Below are 23,932 nucleotides of genomic sequence, written 5' to 3'. Positions count from 1 at the left end.
GGCGACGACGCCTCGACCGTCCTTCAACCAGGGGCCGCGGCGGCCGGCTGCAGCACGAAGTGGTCCTCCCAGATCGTGCGCAGCACCCGCTCCGGCGTCGTCTCGACGGTCTCGTCGAGGAAGATCCGCCCGGACAGCGCCACGACCATCGCGTCGAACACGACGTCGGGGTAGCCCGGGTCCGCTGACGACGTCACCCTGGCCAGGCCGAGCAGTTGCCCGGCCACCAGCGTGAGGTCGATCGCCCCGCGGACGCTGCTCCCCTGGCGCAGGTCGTCGTGGGTGCGCGTGGCCCGGGTGACGGCGACGGCGTCGGCGACCAGCCGCGTGTACAGCAGCGGGTCGACGCCATGCAGCGGCGCCCGCAGAGCGACGATGCCGCGCTCGGCCTCGTCGTCCTGGTAGCCGACCGCCAGCCGGCACAGCCGGTCGTGCACGCTGGTCGACAGCCGGGTGGTGCCGACGTTGTCGAACGGGTTCATCGACGCGACCACGCGGAACGTCGGCAGCGCCGCCACGCGGCCCACCCGCGGCACCGCGATCTCGCGCTCCGCCATCGCCGTGAGCAGCGTGTTCAGCGTGTCCTCGGGCGCCCGGTTGAACTCCTCGACGTACAGGAAGCCGCCGCCGCGCATGGCCTCCAGCAGCGGCCCGTCGACGAAGTTCTCCGGGCTGTAGTCCTCGCGCAGCACCCGGGCCGGGTTGTGGTGGCCGACCAGCTTGGCCGGCGTGAGGTCGGCGTTGCCCTCGACGAACACCAGCGGGATGCCCCACTCGGCGGTGATGGCCCGCAGCAGCGTGCTCTTGCTGGTGCCGGGCGGGCCCTCCAGCAGGAGGTCGCGCCCGGCGGCCACGGCGGCCAGGACGAGGTCCAGCTCGCGGTCGCGGCCCACCAGGTGGGTGCGGACCCGGTCGCGGACCTGCGTCAGTGCCGTCATGTGACCTCCTACTTGATGACGGCGCCGGCGTCGACCGGCAGCGCCACCCCGGTGATGTAGCGCGCCTCGTCCGACGCCAGGAACAGCAGCGCGTTGCTGATGTCCACCGGCTCGACCCACGGGATCGGCAGGGCGTTCATCGCCTGCGACGCCGGCGCGAAGTCGTCGCGGGTCGGGTTCTCCACGTCCGGCATGAACAGCCGGTAGGTGCCCTCGTTCTGGATCATCAACGTGTCGACCTGCGTCGGATGGATGCTGTTGACGCGGATCGAGTGCGGCGCCAGCTCCAGCGCCAGCGTCCGCATCAGCCCGACGACGCCGTGCTTGGCCGACACGTAGTGGGCGATGTTCTGGTACGCCTGCAGCCCGGCGGCGGAACTGGTCAGCACGATCGACCCGCCGTCGCCCTGCTCGACCATCCGCGGGATCGCCACCTTGGTGGTGTGCCACACCCCGGTGAGGTTGATGTCGATCATGTCGCGCCAGAGGTCCTCGGTCAGCTCGTGCGTCGGGTGCGGCTGGGTGCCGATGCCCGCGTTCGCGCTGACGATGTCCAGCCGGCCCAGCTGCGCGACGCCGTCGTCGACGGCCGCCTGGAGCGCGGCGAGGTCGCGCACGTCCGTCCTGGACGCGACGATGCGCCGGTCCAGCGCCTCGACCTGCGCCACCGTCTCGGCGAGGTCCGCCTCGGTGGCCGGCGGGTAGGGCAGTCCGGGCACGTCGTCGCAGATGTCGACGGCGATGATGTCGGCGCCCTCCTGCGCCAGCCGCACCGCGTGGCTGCGGCCCTGGCCACGCGCCGCACCGGTGATGAACGCGACCTTGCCCTCGACCCGTCCGGCCATGTCAGCGCCTCACTTCTTGTTCGTGAAGCCGGCGTCGACGGGCAGCGTGACGCCGGTGACGTAGCGGGCGTCGTCGGAGACCAGCCACAGGATCGCGTTGGAGATGTCGACGGCCTCGACCATCGGCACCGGCAGCGCGTTCGCCATCGCGTTGGACAGGCTCGGGTCCTGCGCCAGGAACTCCTGCATGACGTCGTTGACGACCATCGGCGTGTTGACGCCGGTCGGGTGGACGGTGTTCACCCGGATCGAGTGCTCGGCCAGCACGTTCGCGTACGAGCGCATCAGGCCCACGACGCCGTGCTTCGACGCGGTGTAGCCGAGGCCGCCGGGCTGGCTGCCGCCGATGCCGTTGATGCCGGCCGTCGAGCTGGTCAGCACGATCGCGCCGCCGCCGCGCTCGATCAGCGACTGCTTGGCCACCTCGACGGTGTTGTAGACGCCGGTGAGGTTGACCGCCACGACGTCGTCCCACTCGTTCGGCCGCACGGCGACGCCCATCGGCGCGATGCCCGCGTTGGCCAGCACGATGTCCACGCCGCCCAGCTGCGCGACGCCGGCGTCGAAGGCGGCCTGCAGCCCGTCGCGGTCGCGGACGTCGGCCTCGGCGGCGACGATGCGGCGGTCCAGCGCCTCGACCTCGCTGACCGTCTCGGCCAGGTCCTCCGGCGTCGCCATGGGGTACGAGACCGAGTCGATCTGCTTGCAGATGTCGACGGCGATGATGTCGGCGCCCTCCTGCGCCAGCCGCACCGCATGACTGCGGCCCTGGCCACGCGCCGCACCGGTGATGAACGCGACCTTGCCCTCGAGCTTGCCCATATCGCGACCTCCTCAGTACTGGGTGTTGCCGGCGTCGACGGTCATCGTGAGCGCGGTGACGTAGCGGGCCTCGTCGGAGGCCAGGAACAGCACGGCGTTGCTGATGTCGACCGGCTGGGTGATCTCGACCGGCAGGCTGTTGGTGAACATGCCGGCCAGGCGCGGGTGCTGTTCCAGCCACGCGCCGATCTGGGCCATCCCGTCGCCCGCGCCCATCGGTGTGTCGACGCCGGTGGGGTGAACGCTGTTGACCCTGATGTGGTGTTCGGCCAGTTCATGCGCGAACGCCCGCATGAGGCCGACGACGCCGTGCTTGGCGGCGACGTACGGGGTGAGGAACGGCAGCCCCTTGAGGCCGGCCGCGGAGCTGGTGAGCACGATCGACCCGCCGCCGGCGGCGACCAGGTGCGGCGCGGCCAGCTGGACGGAGTTCCAGACGCCGGTGAGGTTGATGTCGATGGTGTCGCGGAAGACCTCCGGCGTCACCTCGTCCCACGGCGCCAGGATGCAGATGCCGGCGTTGGCCACGACGACGTCGAGCCGGCCCAGCTCGGCGACGCCCTCGTCGATCGCCGCCTTCAGGGCGTCGCGGTCGCGGACGTCGGCCTGACGGGCGACGATGCGGCGGTCCAGCGCCTCGACGTCCTTGACGGTCTGTTCCAGGTCCTCCGGCGTCGCCGGTGGATAGCCGATGCCGGGCACCGGACCGCACAGGTCGATCGCGATGACGTCGGCGCCCTCCTGCGCCAGCCGGACCGCGTGGCTGCGGCCCTGACCGCGCGCCGCACCGGTGATGAACGCGACCTTGCCTTCGACACGCCCCATTGCGCGCCTCCTTCGGATGTCAGGTGCGGGTCGGCACCTCGCTGAGGTCCAGGCCCGCGAGCGGGCTCTCTTCGCACGCGCTGACCGGCGGCCGTTCGGGCCGGCGCAGCGCGATGGTGACGGGGACCGGACCGTGCCCGCGGCGGGAGCGGTTCGCGGGCGCGGTCCGGTGGGAGTGGTCGACGGCCGATTTCGGGGGGCGGACGTCGCCACGGGCCAGCAGTGCGTCGGCGCCGTAACCCTGCACGCACTCAGGGTCCGGGCCGTCCAGCGGCAGGCCGGTGAAGAACTTCGCCGCCATGCAGCCGCCGCGGCAGGAGTCGAAGTGCTCGCACTTCGTGCAGGCGCCGCCGGTCTGCGGGCTGCGCAGGTCGGTGAACAGGTCGGACTCGCGCCAGACCCGGGTGAAGCCGCCCTCGTCGCGGACGTTGCCGGCGAGGAACGTGTCGTGGATGGCGAACGGGCAGGCGTAGACGTCGCCGACCGGGTCGATCAGGCAGACGACGCGTCCGGCGCCGCACAGGTTCAGCCCGGGCAGCGACTTTCCGTAGGCGGACAGGTGGAAGAACGAGTCGCCCGTGAGCACGTTGTCGCCGTGGTCGAGCAGCCAGTCGTACAGCTCGCGCTGCTGCTGCGCCGTCGGGTGCAGCTCGTCCCAGACGTCGGCGCCGCGGCCGGAGGGACGTAGCCGGGTGAGCCGCAACTGCGCGCCGTAGCGGTCGGCGATGGCCTTGAAGTCGTCCAGCTGGCCGGCGTTCTGCCGGGTCACGACCACCGAGATCTTGAACCCCGTGAACCCGGCGGCGGACAGGTGCTCCATCGCCCGGATCGCGGTGGCGTACGAGCCCGGCCCGCGGACGAGGTCGTTGACGTCCGCGGTCGCGCCGTCGAGGGAGATCTGCACGTCGACGTAGTCGCTGGCGGCCAGCCGGGCCGCGACCGCGGCGTCGATCTTGACGCCGTTGGTGGAGAACTTCACGCCGACGCGGTGCGCCGTCGCGTAGTCGACCAGCTCCCAGAAGTCCGGCCGCACGGTCGGCTCGCCGCCGCCGATGTTCACGTAGAACACCTGCATGCGCTCGAGCTCGTCGATGACCGCCTTGCACTCCTCGGTCGTCAGCTCGCGCGGGTCGCGCCGGCCCGAGCTGGACAGGCAGTGCACGCAGGACAGGTTGCAGGCGTAGGTGAGCTCCCACGTGAGGCAGATGGGCGCGTCGAGGCCGTACTCGAACAGCTCGACCAGCTTCGTCTGGGTGGTCATGGGGTCCTCTCGACGACCATCTGGGACTGCACCAGCACGCCGAGCGCCTTCTCGTACCTGGGCAGTTCGGCGCCACCGACGCCGGCCGCCGTGCAGGCGGCGCGCGCGGTCGGCTCGGCCGCGAGCGAGCGCACGACGGCCAGCAGCGTGCGGTCCTTGAGGAAGGAGAGCCGGCGGGTGCCGAAGTGGTACAGCAGCGCTCCGAACGGCTCGGGCCGCACCGCGACCTGCGGATGCAGGTCGAAGGCGCGGTCCAGGTCGATGGCGGGCACGGCGGCGCTCAGTACACGCCGCACATGCCGTCGATGGAGACCTCTTCCACCAGAGAGTCGTCCTCGACGAGATCATCCGGCTCGGTCGCTGCTGTCTGATCCGTCTGGGTCATGAAATGCTCCTGCAGGTCGAGTTCCGGCGATATGGTTCGGATACTAATGACACCCAGTGCCGAATGGAAGGGGGTGACCCGACATTGCCCACCGACGACGGTTCCACTGCTGGTGAGAGCGGTACGCACCGGCTCGGACGGCGTCCGTCCACCACCCAGGCGGAGCTCAGTCACGTCGCGCTGACGTTGTTCGCCGAGCGCGGCTTCGACGACACCACCGTCGACGACATCGCGGCCGCGGCCGGCATCGGGCGGCGTACGTTCTTCCGCTACTTCGCCTCGAAGAACGACCTCCCGTGGGGCGACTTCGAGGCCCAGCTGGACGGCATGCGCCGGCACCTGGACGGCCTGCCCGACGACCTCCCGCTGATGGACGCGGTCTGCCGTGCCGTCATCGAGTTCAACCGCGTCCCGGCCGAGGAGGTGCCGTGGCACCGGCAGCGGATGCGACTGCTGCTGGGCGTCCCGGCGCTGCTGGCGCACTCGACGCTGAAGTTCCAGGCCTGGCGCGACGTCGTGGCCGAGTACGCCGCCCGGCGCCTCGGCGTGCCGGCCGGCAGCCTGGAGCCGCAGGCGCTGGCCTGGACGATGCTCGGCATCGCGCTGTCGGCGTACGAGCAGTGGCTGCTGCACGAGGACGCCGACCTCACCGAACTGCTGGAGTCCGCGCTGCGGATGCTGGGCGAGCGGTTCGCGACGTGACCCTGCCCGCCGGTTTCGGGGTCGCGCTGGACCCCGGCGCCTGGCTGGACGGCGACGTGCTGTTCGGCGGCGCCCCGTTCCGGGTGGTGACGCTGACGCCGCGGCAGCGGGCGACGGTCGGCAGCTGGCTGGCCGGCGGCCGGGTCGGCGCCGACGGCGTACTGGCGCGGGCGCTGGTGGCCGCCGGGCTGGCGCTGCCGGTGCCACCCCCGGCCGACGCCGACGCCGGCGGATGGCCGCGGGTGAGCGTCGTCGTCCCGGTCCGCGACCGGCCGCGGCAGCTGGACCGGCTGCTGACGGCGTTGACGACACTCTCCGCGCGAGAGCCGGTGCACGAGGTGATCGTGGCCGACGACGCATCCGCCGACGCCGCCGCGCACGCGGCGGTGGCCGCGTCCGGAGGGGCGCGGCTGGTCCGGCTGGACGAGCGGCGCCGGGCGCCGGGCGCGCGCAACGCCGGGGCGGCCGTCGCGACCGGTGACGTGCTGGCGTTCGTCGACTCCGACTGCGTGCCGTCGCCGGGCTGGCTGACGGCGCTGCTGGCGCACTTCGCGGACCCCGAGGTGGCGGCCGTCGCGCCCCGGGTGGTGGCGCTGGAGACCGGCCGGCGCGGCTGGCTGGACCGCTACGAGCAGCACCGGGCCCCGTACGACCGCGGGCCGCTGCCGGGGCTGGTCGCGCCCGGGGCGCGGGTGCCGTTCGTGCCGACGGCGACGGTGCTGGTGCGCGCGGCGCACTTCCCCGGCTTCGACACCACCCTGCACGGCGGCGAGGACGTCGACCTCGCCTGGCGGCTGACGGCGGCCGGGCACGTCGTGCGGTACGAGCCGGCCGCGCGGGTGGCGCACGAGCACCTGACCACGCCGCGGGCGTTCCTCGGCCGCCGCGCGTACTACGGCCGGACCGCGGCCCCGCTGGCCCGGCGGCACCCCGGCGCCGCGCGGCCGCTGGCGATGTCGCCGTGGACGGCCGCGGCCTGGGCCGCGGTGGCGCTGCGGCGGCCGGTCGCGGCGGGCGCCATCACGGCGACGGCGTGCGCACTGCTGGCCGCCGAGCTGCGCGGCGTCGTGCCCGACCCGGTGCGGACGGCGGTCCGGCTGGCCGGCGGCGGGACGCTGCGGGCCGGCGAGGCCGTCGCCGACGCCGTCGTGCGGACGTGGTGGCCGGCGGCGCTCGCCGCGGGCGTCGTCGTGCCCCGGCTGCGCCCCGCCCTGGCCGCCGCCGCCGTCGTCCCGGCCGTCCTGGAGTGGCGCCGGCAGCGCCCCGGCCTCGACCCCGTCCGCTGGCTGCTCACCCGCCGCCTCGACGACGCCGCGTACGGCTGGGGCGTGTGGTCCGGCGCGCTGGCCACCGGCGAGCCCGACCCGCTCCGCCCCGACCTGGGCTGGCGGCTGCGGGTCGAGTCCGCCGACGACCTCATCGCGGCCGGAGGCTCGCGAAGAACTCCTTGACGTCGGCGGCGAGCAGGTCCGGCGCCTCCAGCGCGGCGAAGTGGCCGCCGCGGTCGAACTCGGTCCAGCGCACGACCGTTCCCATCGGGTCGACGAGGTGCCTGATGGAGGTGTCGGCGGCGAAGACCGCGACGGCGCCCGGCGGCGGCGTCGGTGTCTCGGCCGGTGCCGCGTCGCCGGCGGTGGCCATGAACTGCCGGAACGCCTGCATGCCCTCGTAGACGACGTGCGCCGCCGTGGCGCCCGTCCCGGTGAACCAGTAGAGGCTGACGTTGGTGAGCAGCCGGTCCCGGCCGACGGCGTCCTCGGGCAGTTCCGCGGCCGGGTCGGTCCACTCGCGGAACTTCTCCGCGATCCACGCCAGCTGCTCGACCGGCGAGTCGGCCAGTGCGTAGGCCAGCGTCTGCGGCCGGGTCGACTGCAGCGCGAGGTAGCCGATGCCGTCCTCGCGGAACGTGTTGAAGCGCTCCGCCCGCACCTTCTCGGCGTCGGACAGCCCGTCCGGCTCGACCGGCGGCCCGAACGGGTACGGCGCCGGCCCGTTGACGTGCGTGCCGACGACACGGTCCGGGTGCAGCATCGCCAGCAGACCCACGACACCGGCGCCGACGTCGCCGCCCTGGGCCGCGAAGCGGTCGTAGCCCAGGCGCGTCATCAGCTCGGCGACCGCGCCGGCCACCCGGAACAGGTTGCCCCAGCCCGGCCCGGACAGCGGCGACAACCCGAACCCGGGCAGCGACGGGACGACGAGGTGGAACTCGTCGGTGAGCAGCGGGATCAGGTCCAGGAACTCGACGACGGAGCTGGGCCAGCCGTGCACCAGTAGCAGCGGCGTCGCGTCCGGGTTCGCCGACCGGACGTGCAGGAAGTGCAGGTCCTGCCCGTCGACGGTGGTGACGAACTGCGGGTGCGCGTTCAGCTCGGCCTCGCGGGCCCGCCAGTCGAACCCGTCGCGCCAGTACGCCGTCAGCTCGTTCAGGTACGGCAGCGGCACGCCGCGCTCCCAGCCGGTGCCGGCCACCTCGACCGGCCAGCGGGTGCGGGCCAGCCGGCGGCGCAGCTCGTCGACGTCGGCCTGCGCGATCTCGATGCGGAACGGGCGGATCTCGTTCATCGGACGGTCTCCTTCAGGTCGGCGAAGAACGCGCGGACGTCGGCGGCGAGCAGGTCCGGCGCCTCCAGCGCGGCGAAGTGGCCGCCACGGTCGAACTCGGTCCAGCGCACGATCGTGCCAGTGGTCTCGGCGAACCGGCGGATCGCGATGTCCGTGGTGAAGTTCGCGACGGCGGTCGGGACGGTGGACCGCTCGCGCGGCGCCCAGCCGGCCGCGTCGTGGAACCGCTCGTAGTAGGTGTGCGCCGTCGAGCCGGCGGTGTTGGTGAACCAGTAGAGGCTGACGTTGGTGAGCAGCAGGTCGCGGTCGACGGCGTCCTCGGGCAGCTCGCTGGCCGGGTCGGTCCAGTCCTTGAACTTCTCGACGATCCAGGCCAGCTGCGCCGTGGGCGAGTCGGCCAGCCCGTACGACACCGTCTGCGGCCGGGTGCCCTGCACCTGCAGGTAGCCGCCCAGCTCCTGCTGGAAGTGCTGGAACAGCTCCAACCGCCGCTGCTCCGACTCCGTCAGCCCCTCCAGGTCACCGGACGGGAACGTCACGAACGCGTTGACGTGCACGCCGACGACGCGCTCCGGCGCCACCCGGCCGATCTCCGGGCCGATGAACCCGCTGACGTCGCCGCCCTGGATGCCATAGCGGTCGTAGCCGAGCCGGTCCATCAGCGCGGCCAGCACCGCGGCGGACCGGCCGTCGGTCCAGCCGGTCTCGGTGACCGGGCCGGAGAAGCCGTAGCCGGGCAGCGACGGGATGACGAGGTGGAACTCGTCGGCGAGCAGCGGGATCAGGTCCAGGAACTCGAGGAACGAGCCCGGCCAGCCGTGCAGGAGCAGCAGCGGCAGCGCGTCCGCGTTCTCCGACCGCAGGTGCAGGAAGTGCACGGTCGCGCCGTCGAGGTCGGTGGTGAACTGCGGGTACGCGTTGAGCGCCCGCTCCTGCGCGCGCCAGTCGAACCCGTCGCGCCAGTACGCGGCCAGCTCCTTCAGGTAGCCGGACGGGACGCCGCGCTCCCAGCCGGTGCCGGCGACCTCCACCGGCCAGCGGGTGCCGGCCAGCCGGTCGCGCAGGTCGGCGAGGTCGGCGTCGGCGATGTCGATGCGGAACGGGCGGATCTCGGTGGAGTTCGTCATGTCCCCACGGTCTCGGCAATTGCGGCCAGTTACGGGCCGCGATTGCTGCCAGAATCGAGGAATGGTGGAAACCTCGGCCCGGCTGCTGAAGCTGCTGTCGTTGCTGCAACTGCGCCGCGAGTGGGCCAGCGCCGACCTCGCCGACCGGCTCGGCGTCGCCGTGCGCACCGTCCGCCGCGACGTCGACCGGCTGCGCACCCTCGGCTATCCGGTCGACGCCACGCCCGGCGTGTCCGGCGGCTACCGGCTCGGCTCCGGCGCGGCCATGCCGCCACTGCTGCTCGACGACGAGGAGGCGGTGGCCGTCGCGGTCGGGTTGCGGACGGCCGCCGGCGGCTCCGTCACCGGCATCGAGGAGACGTCGGTGCGGGCGCTGGCGAAGCTGGAGCAGGTGCTGCCGACACGGCTGCGGCACCGGGTGACTGCGCTGTCGTCGGCGACGGTGCCGCTGCCGGTGGCCGGCCCGTCGGTCGACTCGGACGTGCTGACGGCGATCGCGGCCACCGTCCGCGACCACGAGCGGCTGCGCTTCGACTACGTCGGCCACGACGGCGGCTCGTCACGGCGCGACGTCGAGCCGCACCGGCTGGTCAACCGCGGCCGCCGCTGGTACCTCGTCGCCTGGGACGTCGGCCGGTCCGACTGGCGCACCTTCCGGGTCGACCGGATGACGCCGACGATCCCGACCGGGCCGCGGTTCGCGCCGCGCCCCGACCCCGGCGGCGACGTCGCCGACTTCGTCAACCGCGGGCTGGACCTCGCGCTGTGGCGCTACCGCGCGACGCTGCGGCTGCACGCGCCGGCCGACGCCGTCGCCGGCCGGCTGCCGGCGACGATCACCGTCGAGCCGGAGAGCGAGCACACCTGCGTCATCCATACCGGCGCCGACACCTACGAGATGCTCGCCGTCTACACCGCCATGCTCGACGTCGACTTCGACGTGCTCGACCCGCCCGAGTTCGCCGTGCACCTGCGCCGGCTGGCCGCCCGCTACGTGCGCGCCGCAGCCTCGGCGACGTCGCCGTAGTCAGTTGTGTCTACATGAATGTAGACTCGGTCGTATGAGTACAACGATCCGCGTGCCACGCGACCTCCACGACCGGCTGTCGAGGTATGCCGCCGCGCATCACACGTCCCTGGCCGGCGCGATCGGGCGTGCGCTCGACGCCGAGGAGCGGGCCGCGTTCTGGGACGACGTCCGTTCCACCATGGGAACCCGCGAAGGCGTCACCGAGCTGCGCGGCGAGACCGAGCGCTACGCCGGCTCGCTCAAGGACGGCCTGGACCCGGATGAGCGCTGGGACGACGTCCTCTGATGCGTGGCGACATCCACCTCTGCGACTTCGGCGACCCGATCGGACACGAGCAGGGCTACCGGCGCCCGGCCGTCTCCGTCTCGTCCTCGAGCTTCGCCGCCACCGGCCTGGCGATCGTCCTTCCGGTGACCCGCACCCGGCGCGGCTACGCCACGCACGTCGAGCTGGAGCGCCCGCTGCCGGTCACCAGTTACGTCCAGTGCGAGCAGATCCGGCTCGTGTCGACCGAGCGTTTCATCAAGCACGTCGGCATGGTCGACCCGATGGACATGGAACGGATCGAACGGGTCCTGCGGCTGCTCCTGGACCTCTCTGAAACATGACGAGGGCGGCACCCCGGCTGGGGTACCGCCCTCGTACAGGTGGTGCAGGTGGTGCGGCGGGACTCAGAAGTCCATGCCGCCCATGCCACCGCTGGGGTCGGCGGGAGCGGCCGGGGTCTTCTCCGGCTTGTCCGCGACGACGGCCTCGGTGGTGAGGAACAGACCGGCGATGGACGCGGCGTTCTGCAGCGCCGACCGGGTCACCTTGACCGGGTCGTTGATGCCCTCGGCCAGCATGTCCACGTAGTCGCCCGTGGCGGCGTTGAGGCCCTGACCAGCCGGCAGGCTGCGCACCTTCTCGGCCACGACGCCGCCCTCGAGACCGGCGTTCACCGCGATCTGCTTCAGCGGCGCCTCGACGGCCACCTTCACGATGTTCGCACCGGTGGCCTCGTCGCCGTCGAGCTCGAGCTTCTCGAACGCCGCCGCGCCGGCCTGGATGAGCGCCACGCCACCACCGGCGACGATGCCCTCCTCGACAGCCGCCTTGGCGTTGCGCACCGCGTCCTCGATGCGGTGCTTGCGCTCCTTCAGCTCGACCTCGGTCGCCGCGCCCGCCTTGATGACGGCCACGCCGCCGGCCAGCTTGGCCAGCCGCTCCTGCAGCTTCTCGCGGTCGTAGTCGGAGTCGGAGTTCTCGATCTCCGCCCGGATCTGCGACACGCGACCGGCGATCTGCTCGGCGTCGCCGGCACCCTCGACGATCGTCGTCTCGTCCTTGGTGACGACGACCTTGCGAGCCTGCCCGAGCAGGTCGAGGGTCGCGTTCTCCAGCTTGAGGCCGACGGTCTCGCTGATGACCTGGCCACCGGTGAGGATGGCGATGTCCTGCAGCATGGCCTTGCGGCGGTCGCCGAAGCCCGGCGCCTTGACGGCGGTGGACTTGAAGGTGCCGCGGATCTTGTTGACCACCAGGGTGGCCAGCGCCTCGCCCTCGAGGTCCTCGGCGATGATCAGCAGCGGCTTGCCGCCCTGCATGACCTTCTCGAGCAGCGGCAGGAGGTCCTTGACGCTGGAGATCTTCGACTCGACCAGCAGCACGTAGGCGTCCTCGAGGACGGCCTCCTGGCGCTCCGGGTCGGTGACGAAGTAGCCCGAGATGTAGCCCTTGTCGAAGCGCATGCCCTCGGTGAGCTCGAGCTCGAGCCCGAAGGTGTTGCTCTCCTCGACGGTGATGACGCCTTCCTTGCCGACCTTGTCCATCGCCTCGGCGATCAGCTCACCGATCTGCGAGTCGCCGGCCGAGATCGACGCGGTAGCAGCGATCTGCTCCTTCGTCTCGACCTCACGCGCCGTCGACAGCAGCTGCTCCGAGATGGCCTCGACGGCCCGCTCGATGCCACGCTTCAACGCGATCGGGTTCGCACCAGCGGCCACGTTGCGCAGGCCCTCGCGGACCATCGCCTGAGCCAGGACGGTCGCCGTCGTCGTGCCGTCACCGGCAACGTCGTCGGTCTTCTTCGCGACCTCCTTGACGAGCTCGGCCCCGATCTTCTCCCACGGGTCCTCGAGCTCGATCTCCTTGGCGATCGACACACCGTCGTTGGTGATGGTGGGAGCGCCCCACTTCTTCTCCAACACGACGTTACGGCCCTTCGGGCCAAGAGTGACCCTGACGGCGTCAGCAAGAGAGTTCATGCCACGCTCGAGGCCACGCCGCGCCTCTTCGTCAAAGGCAATGATCTTTGGCATGGGTTCCTGGTCCTCCCATAGCGGGTGGAAATTCCGGCTCGACGCCCGCGACGGACGACCGCCAGTTCCCGGCTCCTGTCACCGGGCCCCGACGGCCTCGTCGATCCGAAGTCCTGTCACTCTCACCTCGAGAGTGCTAACAACGTGTTTAGCACTCTGCCATGGAGAGTGCAAGCGCCGCCCTATACCCCGTATACTCGCGGGCTGTGAGTTCCGAACCGGCCGTCCGGCGCATCTCCCGGCGGGGCCTGGCCTGGAGACTCGGCGTCACCGGAGTGGCTCTGGTGATCCTGACCATGGGCCAGCTCCAGGACACCAACGACTACTTCCCGCTCGGCTCGCTGTCGCAATACGCCACACCGCGCGACCTCGACGGCGCCGTCCGGTCCGTCTACATGATGGCCGACACCGAGACCGGTGAGCGGGTGCGCGTGCCGCTCAACCCGCAGGGCGTCGGCGTCGGACGGGCCGACATCGAGTCCCAGCTGAACCGCATCGTCGACGACCCGTCGCTGCTACAGGCCATCGCGAACTCCTGGTCCGAGCTGCATCCCGACGCCGACCCGTACGTCGCGCTCTACGTCATGCGCAGCACGTACCAGCTGAAGGACGGCATCCAGCAGGGCGAGCCCGAGATCGAGCAGCTCACGTCGTGGGAGGTGCAGCGGTGAGCCGCGCACTCGACGCCGGGCGCGCCGTCGCCGGCTGGTGGACCCGCCCGGTCCCGCTGGCCCGGGTGGCCGTGCTGCGGGTGGCGATCTACCTGTTCGTGCTCTACGACATCTTCCGGCTCACCAACGACGTCATCCCGATGGCGCACGCGCCGGAGCTGTACTACCCGACGTGGGTCGGCCGGGTGCTGCCGCTGCCCGAGCCGTCGCTGCCGCTGGCGCAGACCCTGCAGATCGTCATCGTCGTCGGCTGCCTGGTGGCGGCCACGGGGTTCCTGCCCCGCATCGCCGGCTGGATCGTCGCCGTCGCGTACTTCCAGTGGATGGTGTTCAGCCAGGGCTACGGCTACGTCTCGCACGACCACCTGGCGCTGACGGTGGCCGTCGTCGTGCTGCCGACCATCGGCCGGGCCAGGTTCAGCGACACCGACTCCAGCGAGTCGGCCGGCTGGGCGTTCCGCTGCATCCAGGTGTCGGTCATCGCGACCTACTTCGCGTCGGCCGTCGTCAAGTGGGTGCGCAGCGGCTCGCCGGCCACCTGGGCCAACGGCGCGGTGTTCATCTGGGCCATCATGCGCCGCGGCTCGGACCTCGTGCGCTGGACCACCGACTATCCGTGGCTGCTGATCATCGCCCAGTGGGGCCTGATCATCATCGAGTTCCTGTCGCCCGTGGTGCTGTGGCTGAAGGGCAAGGCGCTGTACCTGGCGGTCGTCACGTTCGCCGGCTTCCACCTGATGACCTACCTGGCGCTCGGCATCCATTTCCTGCCGACGGTCATCTGCTGGCTGGCGTTCGTGCCGCTGGAGCGGCTGGTGCCGGTGGCGCAGCGACTCAGGGCGCGAGTGACGGCACCCGGCGGATCCCGAACCGCGTCCTGAGCGCCCGCTCGGCGGCGTTGAGGCCGCTCATGCCGTGCACCGCCGGGCCGGGTGGCGTCGACCCCGAGCAGAGGTAGACGCCGGGCACGGGGGTGGCGTAGGGGTTCCAGGCCAGCGTGGGCCGGGCGAAGATCTGCCACATGGTCATGGCGCCCGCGGCGATGTCGCCGTCGCGGTAGTTGGCGTTGTGGTCGGCCATCTTCGCTGCCGGGATGGTGTGCCGCTCGACGACGACGTCGCCGAAACCGGGCGCGAACCGCTCGATCTGCGCCTGCACGGCGTCGCCGACGTCGACGGTGGAGCCGGCCGGCACGTGGGTGTACGTCCAGAACGGCCGCAGCCCGCCCACCTCGCGGCCGGGATCGAACACCGCGGGGTCGGACGAGAGGATCATCGGCCGCTCGGCGTGCCGGCCGGCCTTGACCTCGGCCTCGGCCAGCGACATCTCCGCCAGCGTGCCGCCGACGTGGATGGTGCCGGCCCGGCCGACCTCGGGGTGTGCCCACGGCACCGGGCCGGAGAGCACGAAGTCGACCTTGGCGGCCGCGTTGCCGGCCTTGAACCGGTCGATGGCGCGGCGGTAGCGGGCCGGCAGCTGCTCGCCCAGGATGCTGGCGAGGGTCCACGGGCTGGTGTCGAAGAGGTAGGCGCGCGCCTTCGGCAGCTGGCTCATCGAGGTGACCTCGACGCCGCGGTGGACGCTGCCGCCGTGCGCCTCGAGGTCGGCCACCAGCGCGTCGATGATGGCCTGGCTGCCGCCGACCGGCAGCGGCCAGCCCGGCGAGTGCGCCAGCGCGCCCAGCGACAACGCGGTGCCGGCGGCCGTCAGCGTGGGGATGGGCGTGATGGCGTGCGCCGCGACGCCCATCAGCAGTGCCGGCGCGACGTCGTCGGACCAGCGCAGCTTGCCCAGCCCGGTGCCCTGCTCGAGCATCGACAGCGCGAACTGGGCCGCCGTCAGGAGGTCGGGCGGCAGGCTGCGGCGGTCGCCGAGGGCCAGCTCGACGACGGCCGGCGAGTGCCGCACCAGCGGGCGCATGAGCCGCCGCCAGGCCCGGCCGTCGGGACCCAGGCCCTCGACGGTGCGGTCGAGGTCGCGGTAGGCGATGCCGGCGCGCCCGCCGTCGAGCGGCTGCGCGTACGACACGTCGGGGTAGTTCAGCCGGACGCCGCGCGCGGTGAGGTCGAAGGCGCGGAAGAACGGCGACGCGGCGGCCATGGGGTGCACCGCCGAGCAGATGTCGTGGACGATGCCCGGCGCCAGGCCGAGATCGAGGGTGCGGGCGCCGCCGCCGACGGTGCGCTGCGCCTCGTAGACGCGGACCTCGAGACCGGCCCGGGCGAGGACCACCGCCGCCGCCAGCCCATTCGGGCCGGACCCGACGACGACGGCGTCACACTGCTCGGACGCCTGCACGCCGCCATCCTACGACGGCGATCACTGCGAGGTGGGCGGTGGTGTCATCCGGTCGTCGTACATCAGCCGGCCGCTCGGCGTGACCTGCACGGAGGCGTCGCGCAGCAGCAGATCGCGCAGTTCGTCGGCGCTCATGCCGTTGAGCTCGGCGACGCGCTCGAGCTGGTCGCCCAGCGCGTCTACGGCGTCCTGGCCGCTCATCGGGCTCGGCAGCACGTCGCCCTGGGCCTGCGCGGTGACGCCGTCGCCGGGCGTCGAGGTGGCGGACGGCGGCTGGGCGGACGGCACCGCGACGGAGCCGTCGTCGTCGCCGGAGTCGCGGGTCAGCCAGACCGCGAGCACCACGGCCAGCGCCACCACCACGACGGCGGCGGCCACGGCGAGCACAGTGCGGTTGCGGGGCTGCTGAGCGGTGTCGGGCACGTCGGTTCCTCCTTCCCCACTCTGACGCACGGGACGCGGCCGCGGTTTCGTGTGGGCGGCCCGGAAACGGGGACGGGGCCCGGGACCACGTGGTCCCGGGCCCCGTCTCAGGGGTACTGACGTCAGCTGGTCACGCTGCGCCGGGTGCGCGCGTACAGCGCACCACCCAGGCCGAGCAGCAGCAGGCCGGCCGTCAGGACGAGCGGGTTCATCGACGCGCCGGTGTCGGGCAGGTCGTCGCCGTCCTCCGTGCCGCCGTCGCCGCCGTCCTCGGAGCCGTTCTCGCCGCCGTCCTCGGAGCCCTCGTCGTCACCCGCGACGTCGACGGTGAAGGACACCGGCTCGGTCTGCGCGGAGGTGACGCCGTTGATCGTCTGGACCGCGGTGACGGTGCACTCACCGTTGGGGAGGTTCTGCTCGGGCGTGAACGTCCACGCGCCCTCGCCGTCGACCTCGGCCGTGCCGGCCCAGGTCTCCTCGCCGCAGGTGATGCTCAGCTCGACGGACGCGCCCGCCAGGCCCTCGCCGGTGAACGCCGGCGTGGCCGTGGTGGCGGTGTCGCCGTCGACCGGCCGCACGATGGTCGGCGGGTCGACCGGGACCACGAGCGTCACCGACGCGGTCTCGGGGACCTCGATGGTGCCGACGGTCTGCTGAGCGGTGATCGTCGACTCGCCGTACGGCAGGTCGGCGGTCAGGACGATGCTCCAGGTGCCTTCGTCGTCGGTGGTGCCCTCGCCGACGACGTCGTCGCCGAGCGTGAGCGTCACCGTCGAGCCGGGCTCGGCCGAACCGGTGATCTCCACCGGCGACGGCTGGACCTCCTCGCCGTCCTCCGGCGAGATGATCGTGATCGGAGCGGCCTCGAACGGAGCGGCTGTACCGGACACCGTGTAGTTGCCCAGGCTGCCGTACTCGGTGTAGCCCGAGCCGTTGCTCGGCGTGTTCGCCGCCGGGTCGCCCTGGCCCGCGCCGGTGACCCGCACGTAGTACAGGCCGGTCTCCAGCTCGGTCTCGATCTGAGCGTCGAGGCCGGAGGCCGTGCGGTCGGTCGGCGAGCTGGCGAGGTCGGTCGCGGTCTCGGGGTTCGCCTCGGCAACCAGGTCACCAGCGGAGTCGATGAGCTCCAGGTTGATGTCCAGGTTCGCGCCGACGCTGGCGCCCTCGGCCGAGATGGTGACCGGGCCGCCGCTGGTGACGAGCGAGAACACGTCGCGCTCACCGGACTGCGAGATGACGCCCGCCTCGGTGAACTCGCCGGAGCCGTTGTCGAGCGCGGTGGCGTCGTCGAGCACGTCACCGTGGTCGTCGGCCGCGTACGCGGCCCGGCCGGCGTAGTAGAACTTCAGCGTCAGCTCGTCGCCGACCGAGGCGCACGGGTTGTCGTCCGGGCCGGTCGGCTTGAACGCGCTGTCACCGGGCTGCGGGTTGTTCGGGTCGGCGGCGTCGGTGCAGAAGATGTCGTTCCACATGACGTCGCCGTCGAACGCCGCGAACGTCTGCAGCGTGGTGTCGGCGGTGATCTCGGCCAGGTCGTCCTGGGTGTTCGTGGCGCCGGCGTAGTCACCGGGCGACCACTGCGACAGCGGCGTCGACCACGGCGCGCCCATGATCGGGCCCCACAGCGAGGTGGGCTCGGCCAGGGTGTCGCCGTAGTACTCGTCGCCCTCGATGCCGTCGTGCGCGAGGTTCAGCGTGTGGCCGACCTCGTGCGACACGATGTTGCCGACGTCGGGGGCGTTGCTGTCGCGCGCGATCGGCGCGAAGATCATGGCCGGCGACAGGAACTCGTTGCCGAACCCGCCCACCCAGGCCCGCCCGCTGGCCTGGTCGGCCGGAGCGATGTCCGTGGTGTCGGTGATGACGGCCGTCATGCCGTACTCGCCGTCGTCCTCGGACGTCTTGTAGAGCGCGTCGGCGCCCGGGTCGGTGGTGGTGACGTTGACGTCGAAGGGCGCGTAGTCCTCCGCCACCCGCGCCCACACCTGGTAGACGTAGTCCGCGTCGGAGGCGGCCGCGTTGGCGGACAGCTCGAACACGTCCTCCTCGTACGACCGGTTCCACTCGGTGTTCTGGACCGTCGCGCCGTCGAAGTCGAGGTAGACGGTGAACGCCGCGCCCGGCTTCGAGCCGCCCGCGGGGTCACCCGGGACGTCGGCCGCCGCGGACGGTTCGTCGGCGTGGCCGTCGGGAGCGTCGAACTTGTCGGTGTACGACAGCGTGCCGCCGTCGCCCACCATGGCCTGGCCGGACTCGACCAGTTCCCGGACTGCGTCGACCGCCAGCTCGGCTCGGTCGGCAGCGACCTCGAGAGAGCGCTGGACGACCTCCTCTGACTTGAGATCGACCAGGTCGGTCAGGTCATCAGTGGCGTTTGCCGGCACGGCGCCGGCGAACGCGAGTGCGCCCGTCCCGGTCACCGCCACCGCGGCCAGCAGCCGCCGTGTGATTGTGCGATTCATTTGTTCATATCTCCTGAAGATTCAACGATTCTCAGGGCACATGCTCGCGGTACGTTAGCAGACCCGATTTTCCGATTCGACCCCTCACGCCGAGATCAGCTCACGAGCACCGTGGGTCGGCGGTTAGGCTCTTGGGCATGCATCGCAAGGCGGCTCGGGGGCGCCGCAAAGCCTCCCGCCGGAACACGCCCCAGCCGGCGCCCAAGCGCAACGTCGCCGCCCTCATCGCGGGCGGCGTCGGTGAGTTCATGCTCACCGCGGGCGCCGTCGTGCTGTTGTTCGTGGTCTACACGCTGTGGGGCACCGGCATCCAGACCGCCAACGCTCAGGACGACCTGCGCGACCAACTCGGGCTCGACTCCGGCGTGGTCGAGAAGGACCCGATCCCGCTCGACCAGCTCGAGGTGGGCGACGCCTACGGCATCATCCGCATCCCCCGCTTCGGCGAGGACTGGGAGTGGGTCATCGTCCAGGGCACCGAGGACTCCGACCTCAAGAACGGGCCCGGCCACTACCTCGACACCGTCGACCCCGGCCAGGTCGGGAACTTCTCCATCGCCGCGCACCGTTCCGGTCACGGCGAGCCGTTCGCCCAGTTCCCCGAGCTGCAGGTCGGCGACATCATCGAGATCGAGACCGCCACCGGCACGTATCTCTACGAACTGGACAACGCGCCGAACGGCGACCCCGACGGCAACAAGATCGGCATCCGAGACAGCTGGGTGGTCGACCCGGTGCCGGGCGAGGGCGCCGACACCGAGGCGACCGAACGGCGCATCACGCTCACCACGTGCTGGCCGCGCTGGGGCTCGTCACACCGTATGTACGCGACCGGCATCCTGGTCGGCGGAGAGGAAGTCTAGACAGATGTACGCCTGGATCTGGCGGCACCTGCCGGGACCGTGGCCCATTCGGCTGGTCATCTACCTGGTCCTCATCGCCGCGCTCGTCTATGCGCTGTTCATCTGGATCTTCCCGTGGGCGGAGGACGTCTTCAACATCAGCGAGGTCACCGTCGGCTGACAGTGACTTCGCTGGATGGCGCTGCTGAGGCGGGCTAGCCGCCGGCGACCGCCGGGATGACCGACACCTTGGCGCCTGCCGGCGTCGGCGTCTGCAGCCCGTCGGAGAAGCGCACGTCGTCCTCGTTCACGTAGACGTTGACGAAGCGGCGGATCTGGCCGGTGTCGTCGAGGACACGCGCGCCGATGCCCGGGTAGGCGGCCTCGAGCGCGCCCAGCACGTCGGCGAGCGTGGCGCCCTCGGGCACGTCGACGCTGACGTCGGACTCGCCCTTCGTGTAGGTGCGCAGGATCGTCGGGACACGTACGGCGACGCTCATGTTCAGCCTCCGTTGACGAGGCTGTGGAACGCCTCGGTAGTGGGTGCGATGGTGCCGGCGGGGCCGACCACGGACGAGACGGCGTCGAGCGTCTTGAGCCCGTCGCCGGTGTTGAAGATGACGGTCTCGGCGTCGGGGTCGAGCTTCCCCTCGCGCAGCAGCTTCGCCAGCACGGCGACGGTGACGCCGCCGGCGGTCTCGGCGAAGATGCCCTCGGTGCGGGCCAGCAGCCGGATGCCGTCGACCACTTCCTCGTCGCTGACGTCCTCGACCGCGCCGCCCGTGCGCCGCGCGACGTCGAGCACGTACGGCCCGTCGGCGGGGTTGCCGATGGCCAGCGACTTCGCGATGGTGTCGGGCCGCACCGGCTTCACCACGTCGTGGCCGGCCTTGAACGCCGTCGCCACCGGGGAGCAGCCCGTGGCCTGCGCGCCGAAGATCGCGGGTGCGTCGCCCTCGACCAGGCCGAGCTGGACCAGCTCGCGGAAGGACTTGTCGACCTTCGTCAGCTGCGAGCCGCTGGCCACCGGGATGACGACCTGCCTCGGCAACCGCCAGCCCAGCTGCTCGGTGGTCTCGTAGCCGAGCGTCTTGGAACCCTCGGCGTAGTAGGGCCGCACGTTGACGTTCACGAACGCCCAGTCGTCGTGCTCGCCGGCCAGCTCGGAGGCCAGCCGGTTGACGTCGTCGTAGTTCCCCTCGACGGCGACCAGCGTGGTGCCGTAGACGGCGCTCGTGGTGATCTTCGGCTGCTCGAGGTTGCTCGGGATGAACACGTAGCTGGTGATGCCGGCCCGCGCCGCCGCCGCGGCCACCGCGTTCGCCAGGTTGCCCGTCGACGGGCAGGCCAGGACCTTGAAGCCCAGCTCGCGCGCCGCCGCCAAAGCGACGGCCACGACGCGGTCCTTGAACGAGTGCGTGGGGTTGGCGGCGTCGTTCTTGATCCAGAGGCGCTTCAGGCCCAGCTCGCGGGCCAGGTTGTCGGCGCGGACCAGCGGGGTGAAGCCCGGGTCGGTGTTGGGGATCTCGGTGACGGTCTCGGGGACCGGGAGGAGGTCGCGGTAGCGCCAGATGGAGCGTGGGCCGCTCTCGATGCGCTCGCGGGTGATGGTGCCGAAGTCGTAGGCCACTTCCAGTGGCCCGAAACACTCCATGCACGCGTAGAAGGGGCCCAGCTCGACGGTGGTGCCGCACTCACGACATGACAGGTGCGTGGCGCGCCCCAGGGAGGTGGTTCCGGTGACGGTCATGCTGCTGCGGATCCCTTCTCATCTCTCCCGCCCCGGGTCAGGCGGGCCGGAATTGGCACCGTCATCGCGCTGATCGACACGGACGGTTGCCGGAGCTTCGACGGGCCGGTCCCTCGGCTCCTCTGGATGAGGACAACTGTTGTCACCATACGTGCGGGTAGTGGATACGGTGAGCCGGCATCCACGATGCGAGACAGTTTTGTATCGCATCGTGGATGCTGTCAGTCGAGCGGTGTGGCGTTCTCAGCGAGCCAGGCCGCCATCTCGGCCAGCTCGAACTTGCCTTCGACCACGGCGATGACGAAGTCGTACGCATCGTCCTCGGCGGGTGCGAGCAACAGGCCGTTGAGCGCGTAGAAGTCGTAGCAGAGCATCCAGCCCAGCCGCTTGTTGCCATCGATCAGGGCATGGTTGCGCACCGCCGACTCGAGCAGTGCCGCTGCCTTGGTGTGCAGGTCGGGATAGGCATCGGCCCCGAACAGCGAGGTCCGGGGCCGCTGCACCGCGGCATCCAGCAGACCGAGGTCGCGCACTTCGGGCGCGCGACCGAGGGTCAGCTCGGCGATCCTGAGTGCGTCCTCGAGGGTGAGGTACTCGGTCATTCCGCGAGGCGGGCCAGGAGGCCGGCGTGTCGCTCGATGCCCTCACGAGTGATCTCCTCGATGCGCCGCGACCGGTCGGTGCGAGCGATGTGCTCGCGGATGGCCAGCCGGGCCTCTTCCTGCATGGACCGGTGCTCGCGCTCGGCCTGTCGCCGCAGCGCCTCGGTCTCTTCCTCGGTGAGTCGCAGTGTCATCGCCATGCGACCATGATACCGCTTTGATACCGCCTCAGTCGAGGGCGGCGAGCTCGCGCAGCAGCGCCTGCACCCCGGGCGGCCCAGGGACGACGACGTCGGCGGCGGCGCGGAGTTCGGCCGAGGCCTCCTCGGCGTCCGAGCAGACCACCAGCCCGACGAGGCCCGTCGACGCGGCGAGGTCACGCACCGCCGCGACCGCGGGGAGGTCACCGAGGTCGTCGCCGGCGTAGAGGACGGCGGTGGCGCCGGTCTCGGCGACCAGCGACCGGATCGCCACCCCCTTGTCGACGCCTACCGGCCGCAGCTCCAGCACGAACCGCCCGGGCGTCACCTGCAGGCCCGCCTCGGCAGCCACGGCGTCGGCGTGCGGGCGCAGTTCGGCCAGCGCCGCCGCGGGGTCGGGCGCGGACCGGGTGTGCAGCGCGACGGAGTGGTGCTTGTCCTCGACGCTGACGCCGGGCCGGGCGGCGGCCAGCTCGGCCACGCGGCGCCGGGCGAGGTCGACGCCGTCGTCGCTGGCGGGTGTGGCCAGGGCGCCGTCGGACCAGCGTTGCAGCCCGTAGTGCCCGAGCACGACCAGGCCGGGCACGTCGGACAGCCCACCCAGCCGGACGGCGTCGGCGGCGGGCCGGCCGGTCACCACCGCGACCCGCGCGACCCGCGCGGCCACCGCCGTCAGCACGTCCGCCGTCCCCGGCAGCGCGACGGCGGCGGCGGGGTCGGGCACGATCGGCGACAGCACGCCGTCGAAGTCGAGCGCGACGAGGGTGCGGCCCAGCCGGCCGGACAACCCCCGCAGCTCGGGCGTCACTGCGACTCGACCTCGTCGAGGTAGTCGTCGGCCAGCACGATGACCAGCCGGGTGTCGTTGAACGGCTCGACGTTCGGCATGACGCGCCCGATCTCCGGGAACTGCGCCACCAGCGCGTCGGCCGCCTCTTCCATGCCCTCGGGCACGTAGACGGTGGTCTCGGGGACGGTGCCGGTGAACCCGCTCATCGCGGCGACCTCCCAGCCGCCCTCCTGGAACCGCTCGCTGGCCCGCTCCTCGAGGCCGTCCTCGTCGGTCTGGTTCAGCACGCCCAGCGGCTCGCGGACCTCGGGGTCGGCGGTGACGGGACCGGTCGGCTGGTCCGTCGGCGCCTCGGTGGGCGGGGGCTCGGTGGCCGGTGGGTCCGTGGGCGGCGGCTCGGTGGCCGGCGGCTCCTCGACCGTATCGCCCGCCGCGGCGTCGTCGCCGGAGGAGCTGTCGCCGGTGTCGTCGCCGAAATACCAGAGCAGCGCCAGCACGACCGCCACGGTGCCGGCGAGCGCGACGAGCGACGGCCAGAGCCGCTGGAGTCGGTCACTCATCGTCACAGGATCAGGAGCGTACGCCACGCGGCGCAACGGATGCGAGGCACCAGGGTGTGTCTCCCGGGTCCGTGGCCTACTGCGCGACGCCCAGGCGGCGCCTCGCGGCGTTCTCGTCAGTCGCCATAGGCACCGCTATGTCTCCTTCCTCGGCCTTGCGAGGCATCCACCTGGACGCCGCTCGCTACGGCCGAGACCCGGGAGACACACCCTGCCCCTGGCTTCCTTGATCAAGATCAGCGACACTGTCGTATGGACTGCCGCGGCCGCTCATGCCTCCGCAGCGAGCGGGCGCCCCGACTGCGTGCGCAGCCGCCGCGAGCGCTGCCGTCGCAACCGGCGCACCAGCAGGGGGTCGTGCGCCAGCGCCTCGGGACGATCGATGAGCGCGTTCAGCACCTGGTAGTAGCGCGTGGCGGACATCCCCAGCTCGCTACGCACGGCTTGTTCCTTGGCGCCTGGGTACTTCCACCAGCGGTGCTCGAAGTCGAGGATCTCGCGCTCGTGGTCGTCCATAGCAGCCATCGTAGGCA

General features: G+C 71.8%; 29 protein-coding genes and 1 riboswitch. Of the genes, 9 read left to right on the top strand and 20 right to left on the bottom strand.

What is annotated here, in order from left to right; genetic code table 11:
• Positions 1 to 23: 23 nt before the first annotated feature.
• The 7 genes from BLV02_RS26550 to mftA are packed head-to-tail and all read right to left on the bottom strand — an operon-like array spanning position 24 to position 5,076.
• Positions 24 to 938 (bottom strand): AAA family ATPase, encoded by a 915-nt coding sequence (locus BLV02_RS26550; RefSeq protein WP_069108847.1) that lies wholly within the window; start codon positions 936 to 938, stop codon positions 24 to 26.
• A gap of 8 nt (positions 939 to 946) precedes the next feature.
• Positions 947 to 1,783, bottom strand: coding sequence for a mycofactocin-coupled SDR family oxidoreductase (locus BLV02_RS26545; RefSeq protein WP_069108848.1), 837 nt, complete (start codon positions 1,781 to 1,783; stop codon positions 947 to 949).
• A gap of 9 nt (positions 1,784 to 1,792) precedes the next feature.
• Entirely contained in the window at positions 1,793 to 2,605 is an 813-nt protein-coding gene (locus BLV02_RS26540) for a mycofactocin-coupled SDR family oxidoreductase (protein WP_069108849.1), read from the bottom strand.
• Between the two features lie 12 nt (positions 2,606 to 2,617).
• Positions 2,618 to 3,430, bottom strand: coding sequence for a mycofactocin-coupled SDR family oxidoreductase (locus tag BLV02_RS26535; RefSeq protein WP_069108850.1), 813 nt, complete (start codon positions 3,428 to 3,430; stop codon positions 2,618 to 2,620).
• Positions 3,431 to 3,449: 19 nt separating this feature from the next.
• Entirely contained in the window at positions 3,450 to 4,691 is a 1,242-nt protein-coding gene (gene mftC / locus BLV02_RS26530; RefSeq protein WP_069108851.1) for a mycofactocin radical SAM maturase, read from the bottom strand.
• Positions 4,688 to 4,963 carry a mycofactocin biosynthesis chaperone MftB gene (gene mftB, locus BLV02_RS26525; protein ID WP_069108852.1) on the bottom strand — a complete coding sequence of 92 codons (276 nt, stop codon included), beginning with the start codon at positions 4,961 to 4,963 and terminating at the stop codon, positions 4,688 to 4,690. The genes mftC and mftB overlap by 4 nt, the downstream gene beginning before the upstream one ends.
• An 8-nt stretch (positions 4,964 to 4,971) precedes the next feature.
• On the bottom strand, positions 4,972 to 5,076 hold the full coding sequence (mftA, locus tag BLV02_RS26520) for a mycofactocin precursor MftA (RefSeq protein WP_069108853.1): 105 nt from the start codon (positions 5,074 to 5,076) through the stop codon (positions 4,972 to 4,974).
• An 84-nt stretch (positions 5,077 to 5,160) separates the two neighbouring features.
• On the opposite strand from mftA, the gene mftR reads away from it, so the two are divergent.
• Positions 5,161 to 5,778, top strand: coding sequence for a mycofactocin system transcriptional regulator (gene mftR, locus BLV02_RS26515; protein ID WP_245737785.1), 618 nt, complete (start codon positions 5,161 to 5,163; stop codon positions 5,776 to 5,778).
• Positions 5,775 to 7,229, top strand: a complete 1,455-nt coding sequence (mftF, locus tag BLV02_RS26510) for a mycofactocin biosynthesis glycosyltransferase MftF (protein ID WP_069108855.1) — start codon at positions 5,775 to 5,777, stop codon at positions 7,227 to 7,229. Before mftR ends, mftF begins: the two co-directional genes overlap by 4 nt.
• Here the strand turns inward: mftF and BLV02_RS26505 are convergent.
• Both BLV02_RS26505 and BLV02_RS26500 read right to left on the bottom strand, forming a co-directional pair.
• The gene (locus BLV02_RS26505) at positions 7,195 to 8,343 is read right to left on the bottom strand and encodes an epoxide hydrolase family protein (protein WP_069108856.1); all 1,149 of its coding nucleotides are present in this window, start codon (positions 8,341 to 8,343) and stop codon (positions 7,195 to 7,197) included. The genes mftF and BLV02_RS26505 overlap by 35 nt on opposite strands.
• Positions 8,340 to 9,470, bottom strand: coding sequence for an epoxide hydrolase family protein (locus tag BLV02_RS26500; protein ID WP_069108857.1), 1,131 nt, complete (start codon positions 9,468 to 9,470; stop codon positions 8,340 to 8,342). The genes BLV02_RS26505 and BLV02_RS26500 overlap by 4 nt, the downstream gene beginning before the upstream one ends.
• 61 nt (positions 9,471 to 9,531) lie before the next feature.
• Between BLV02_RS26500 and BLV02_RS26495 the strand changes: the two genes are divergently transcribed.
• The 3 genes from BLV02_RS26495 to BLV02_RS26485 are packed head-to-tail and all read left to right on the top strand — an operon-like array spanning position 9,532 to position 11,109.
• Positions 9,532 to 10,497 (top strand): helix-turn-helix transcriptional regulator, encoded by a 966-nt coding sequence (locus tag BLV02_RS26495; protein WP_069108858.1) that lies wholly within the window; start codon positions 9,532 to 9,534, stop codon positions 10,495 to 10,497.
• A 34-nt stretch (positions 10,498 to 10,531) separates the two neighbouring features.
• Positions 10,532 to 10,786 (top strand): hypothetical protein, encoded by a 255-nt coding sequence (locus BLV02_RS26490; RefSeq protein ID WP_141711330.1) that lies wholly within the window; start codon positions 10,532 to 10,534, stop codon positions 10,784 to 10,786.
• Complete coding sequence (locus BLV02_RS26485) at positions 10,786 to 11,109, top strand: type II toxin-antitoxin system PemK/MazF family toxin (RefSeq protein ID WP_069108860.1); 324 nt, start codon at positions 10,786 to 10,788, stop codon at positions 11,107 to 11,109. The genes BLV02_RS26490 and BLV02_RS26485 overlap by 1 nt, the downstream gene beginning before the upstream one ends.
• A 63-nt stretch (positions 11,110 to 11,172) precedes the next feature.
• On the opposite strand, the gene groL is transcribed toward BLV02_RS26485, so the two are convergent.
• On the bottom strand, positions 11,173 to 12,801 hold the full coding sequence (gene groL, locus BLV02_RS26480; RefSeq protein ID WP_069108861.1) for a chaperonin GroEL: 1,629 nt from the start codon (positions 12,799 to 12,801) through the stop codon (positions 11,173 to 11,175).
• Positions 12,802 to 13,007: 206 nt separating this feature from the next.
• Here groL and BLV02_RS26475 point away from each other — a divergent pair, with 206 nt between their 5' ends.
• Entirely contained in the window at positions 13,008 to 13,472 is a 465-nt protein-coding gene (locus BLV02_RS26475; protein ID WP_069108862.1) for a hypothetical protein, read from the top strand.
• Positions 13,469 to 14,353 carry a hypothetical protein gene (locus tag BLV02_RS26470; protein ID WP_141711331.1) on the top strand — a complete coding sequence of 295 codons (885 nt, stop codon included), beginning with the start codon at positions 13,469 to 13,471 and terminating at the stop codon, positions 14,351 to 14,353. Before BLV02_RS26475 ends, BLV02_RS26470 begins: the two co-directional genes overlap by 4 nt.
• On the opposite strand, the gene BLV02_RS26465 is transcribed toward BLV02_RS26470, so the two are convergent.
• From BLV02_RS26465 to BLV02_RS26455, 3 genes are all read right to left on the bottom strand, one after another.
• Positions 14,307 to 15,770 (bottom strand): phytoene desaturase family protein, encoded by a 1,464-nt coding sequence (locus tag BLV02_RS26465; protein ID WP_069108864.1) that lies wholly within the window; start codon positions 15,768 to 15,770, stop codon positions 14,307 to 14,309. The two genes, BLV02_RS26470 and BLV02_RS26465, sit on opposite strands and share 47 nt — an antisense overlap.
• A 21-nt stretch (positions 15,771 to 15,791) precedes the next feature.
• Entirely contained in the window at positions 15,792 to 16,193 is a 402-nt protein-coding gene (locus BLV02_RS26460; protein WP_069108865.1) for a hypothetical protein, read from the bottom strand.
• Between the two features lie 122 nt (positions 16,194 to 16,315).
• A complete protein-coding gene (locus BLV02_RS26455; RefSeq protein ID WP_069108866.1) occupies positions 16,316 to 18,655 on the bottom strand; it encodes an Ig-like domain-containing protein in 2,340 nt (779 codons plus the stop codon).
• A gap of 137 nt (positions 18,656 to 18,792) precedes the next feature.
• Here BLV02_RS26455 and BLV02_RS26450 point away from each other — a divergent pair, with 137 nt between their 5' ends.
• Both BLV02_RS26450 and BLV02_RS36755 read left to right on the top strand, forming a co-directional pair.
• Positions 18,793 to 19,518 carry a class E sortase gene (locus BLV02_RS26450; protein ID WP_069108867.1) on the top strand — a complete coding sequence of 242 codons (726 nt, stop codon included), beginning with the start codon at positions 18,793 to 18,795 and terminating at the stop codon, positions 19,516 to 19,518.
• A gap of 4 nt (positions 19,519 to 19,522) precedes the next feature.
• Positions 19,523 to 19,678, top strand: a complete 156-nt coding sequence (locus tag BLV02_RS36755; protein WP_171906615.1) for a hypothetical protein — start codon at positions 19,523 to 19,525, stop codon at positions 19,676 to 19,678.
• A gap of 34 nt (positions 19,679 to 19,712) precedes the next feature.
• On the opposite strand, the gene BLV02_RS26445 is transcribed toward BLV02_RS36755, so the two are convergent.
• From BLV02_RS26445 to BLV02_RS26415, 7 genes are all read right to left on the bottom strand, one after another.
• Entirely contained in the window at positions 19,713 to 19,997 is a 285-nt protein-coding gene (locus tag BLV02_RS26445; RefSeq protein WP_069108868.1) for a ubiquitin-like small modifier protein 1, read from the bottom strand.
• 2 nt (positions 19,998 to 19,999) lie between these two features.
• The gene (gene thrC, locus BLV02_RS26440) at positions 20,000 to 21,247 is read right to left on the bottom strand and encodes a threonine synthase (RefSeq protein ID WP_069108869.1); all 1,248 of its coding nucleotides are present in this window, start codon (positions 21,245 to 21,247) and stop codon (positions 20,000 to 20,002) included.
• Positions 21,248 to 21,262: 15 nt separating this feature from the next.
• Positions 21,263 to 21,380, bottom strand: a riboswitch (SAM riboswitch).
• Between the two features lie 88 nt (positions 21,381 to 21,468).
• Positions 21,469 to 21,849 (bottom strand): type II toxin-antitoxin system death-on-curing family toxin, encoded by a 381-nt coding sequence (locus BLV02_RS26435; RefSeq protein ID WP_069108870.1) that lies wholly within the window; start codon positions 21,847 to 21,849, stop codon positions 21,469 to 21,471.
• Positions 21,846 to 22,049 carry a hypothetical protein gene (locus tag BLV02_RS26430; RefSeq protein ID WP_171906616.1) on the bottom strand — a complete coding sequence of 68 codons (204 nt, stop codon included), beginning with the start codon at positions 22,047 to 22,049 and terminating at the stop codon, positions 21,846 to 21,848. Before BLV02_RS26430 ends, BLV02_RS26435 begins: the two co-directional genes overlap by 4 nt.
• Positions 22,050 to 22,077: 28 nt before the next feature.
• Entirely contained in the window at positions 22,078 to 22,857 is a 780-nt protein-coding gene (gene otsB / locus BLV02_RS26425; protein ID WP_216093929.1) for a trehalose-phosphatase, read from the bottom strand.
• A complete protein-coding gene (locus tag BLV02_RS26420) occupies positions 22,854 to 23,399 on the bottom strand; it encodes a LytR C-terminal domain-containing protein (RefSeq protein WP_069108871.1) in 546 nt (181 codons plus the stop codon). Before BLV02_RS26420 ends, otsB begins: the two co-directional genes overlap by 4 nt.
• 270 nt (positions 23,400 to 23,669) lie before the next feature.
• On the bottom strand, positions 23,670 to 23,915 hold the full coding sequence (locus BLV02_RS26415) for a DUF3263 domain-containing protein (protein ID WP_245737784.1): 246 nt from the start codon (positions 23,913 to 23,915) through the stop codon (positions 23,670 to 23,672).
• Between the last annotated feature and the right edge of the window lie 17 nt (positions 23,916 to 23,932).

This window comes from Jiangella alba (genome assembly GCF_900106035.1).
Lineage (GTDB): Bacteria > Actinomycetota > Actinomycetes > Jiangellales > Jiangellaceae > Jiangella > Jiangella alba.
The sequence above is the reverse complement of the archived record's forward strand: the minus strand, read 5'-3'. Positions and strand labels throughout refer to the sequence as shown.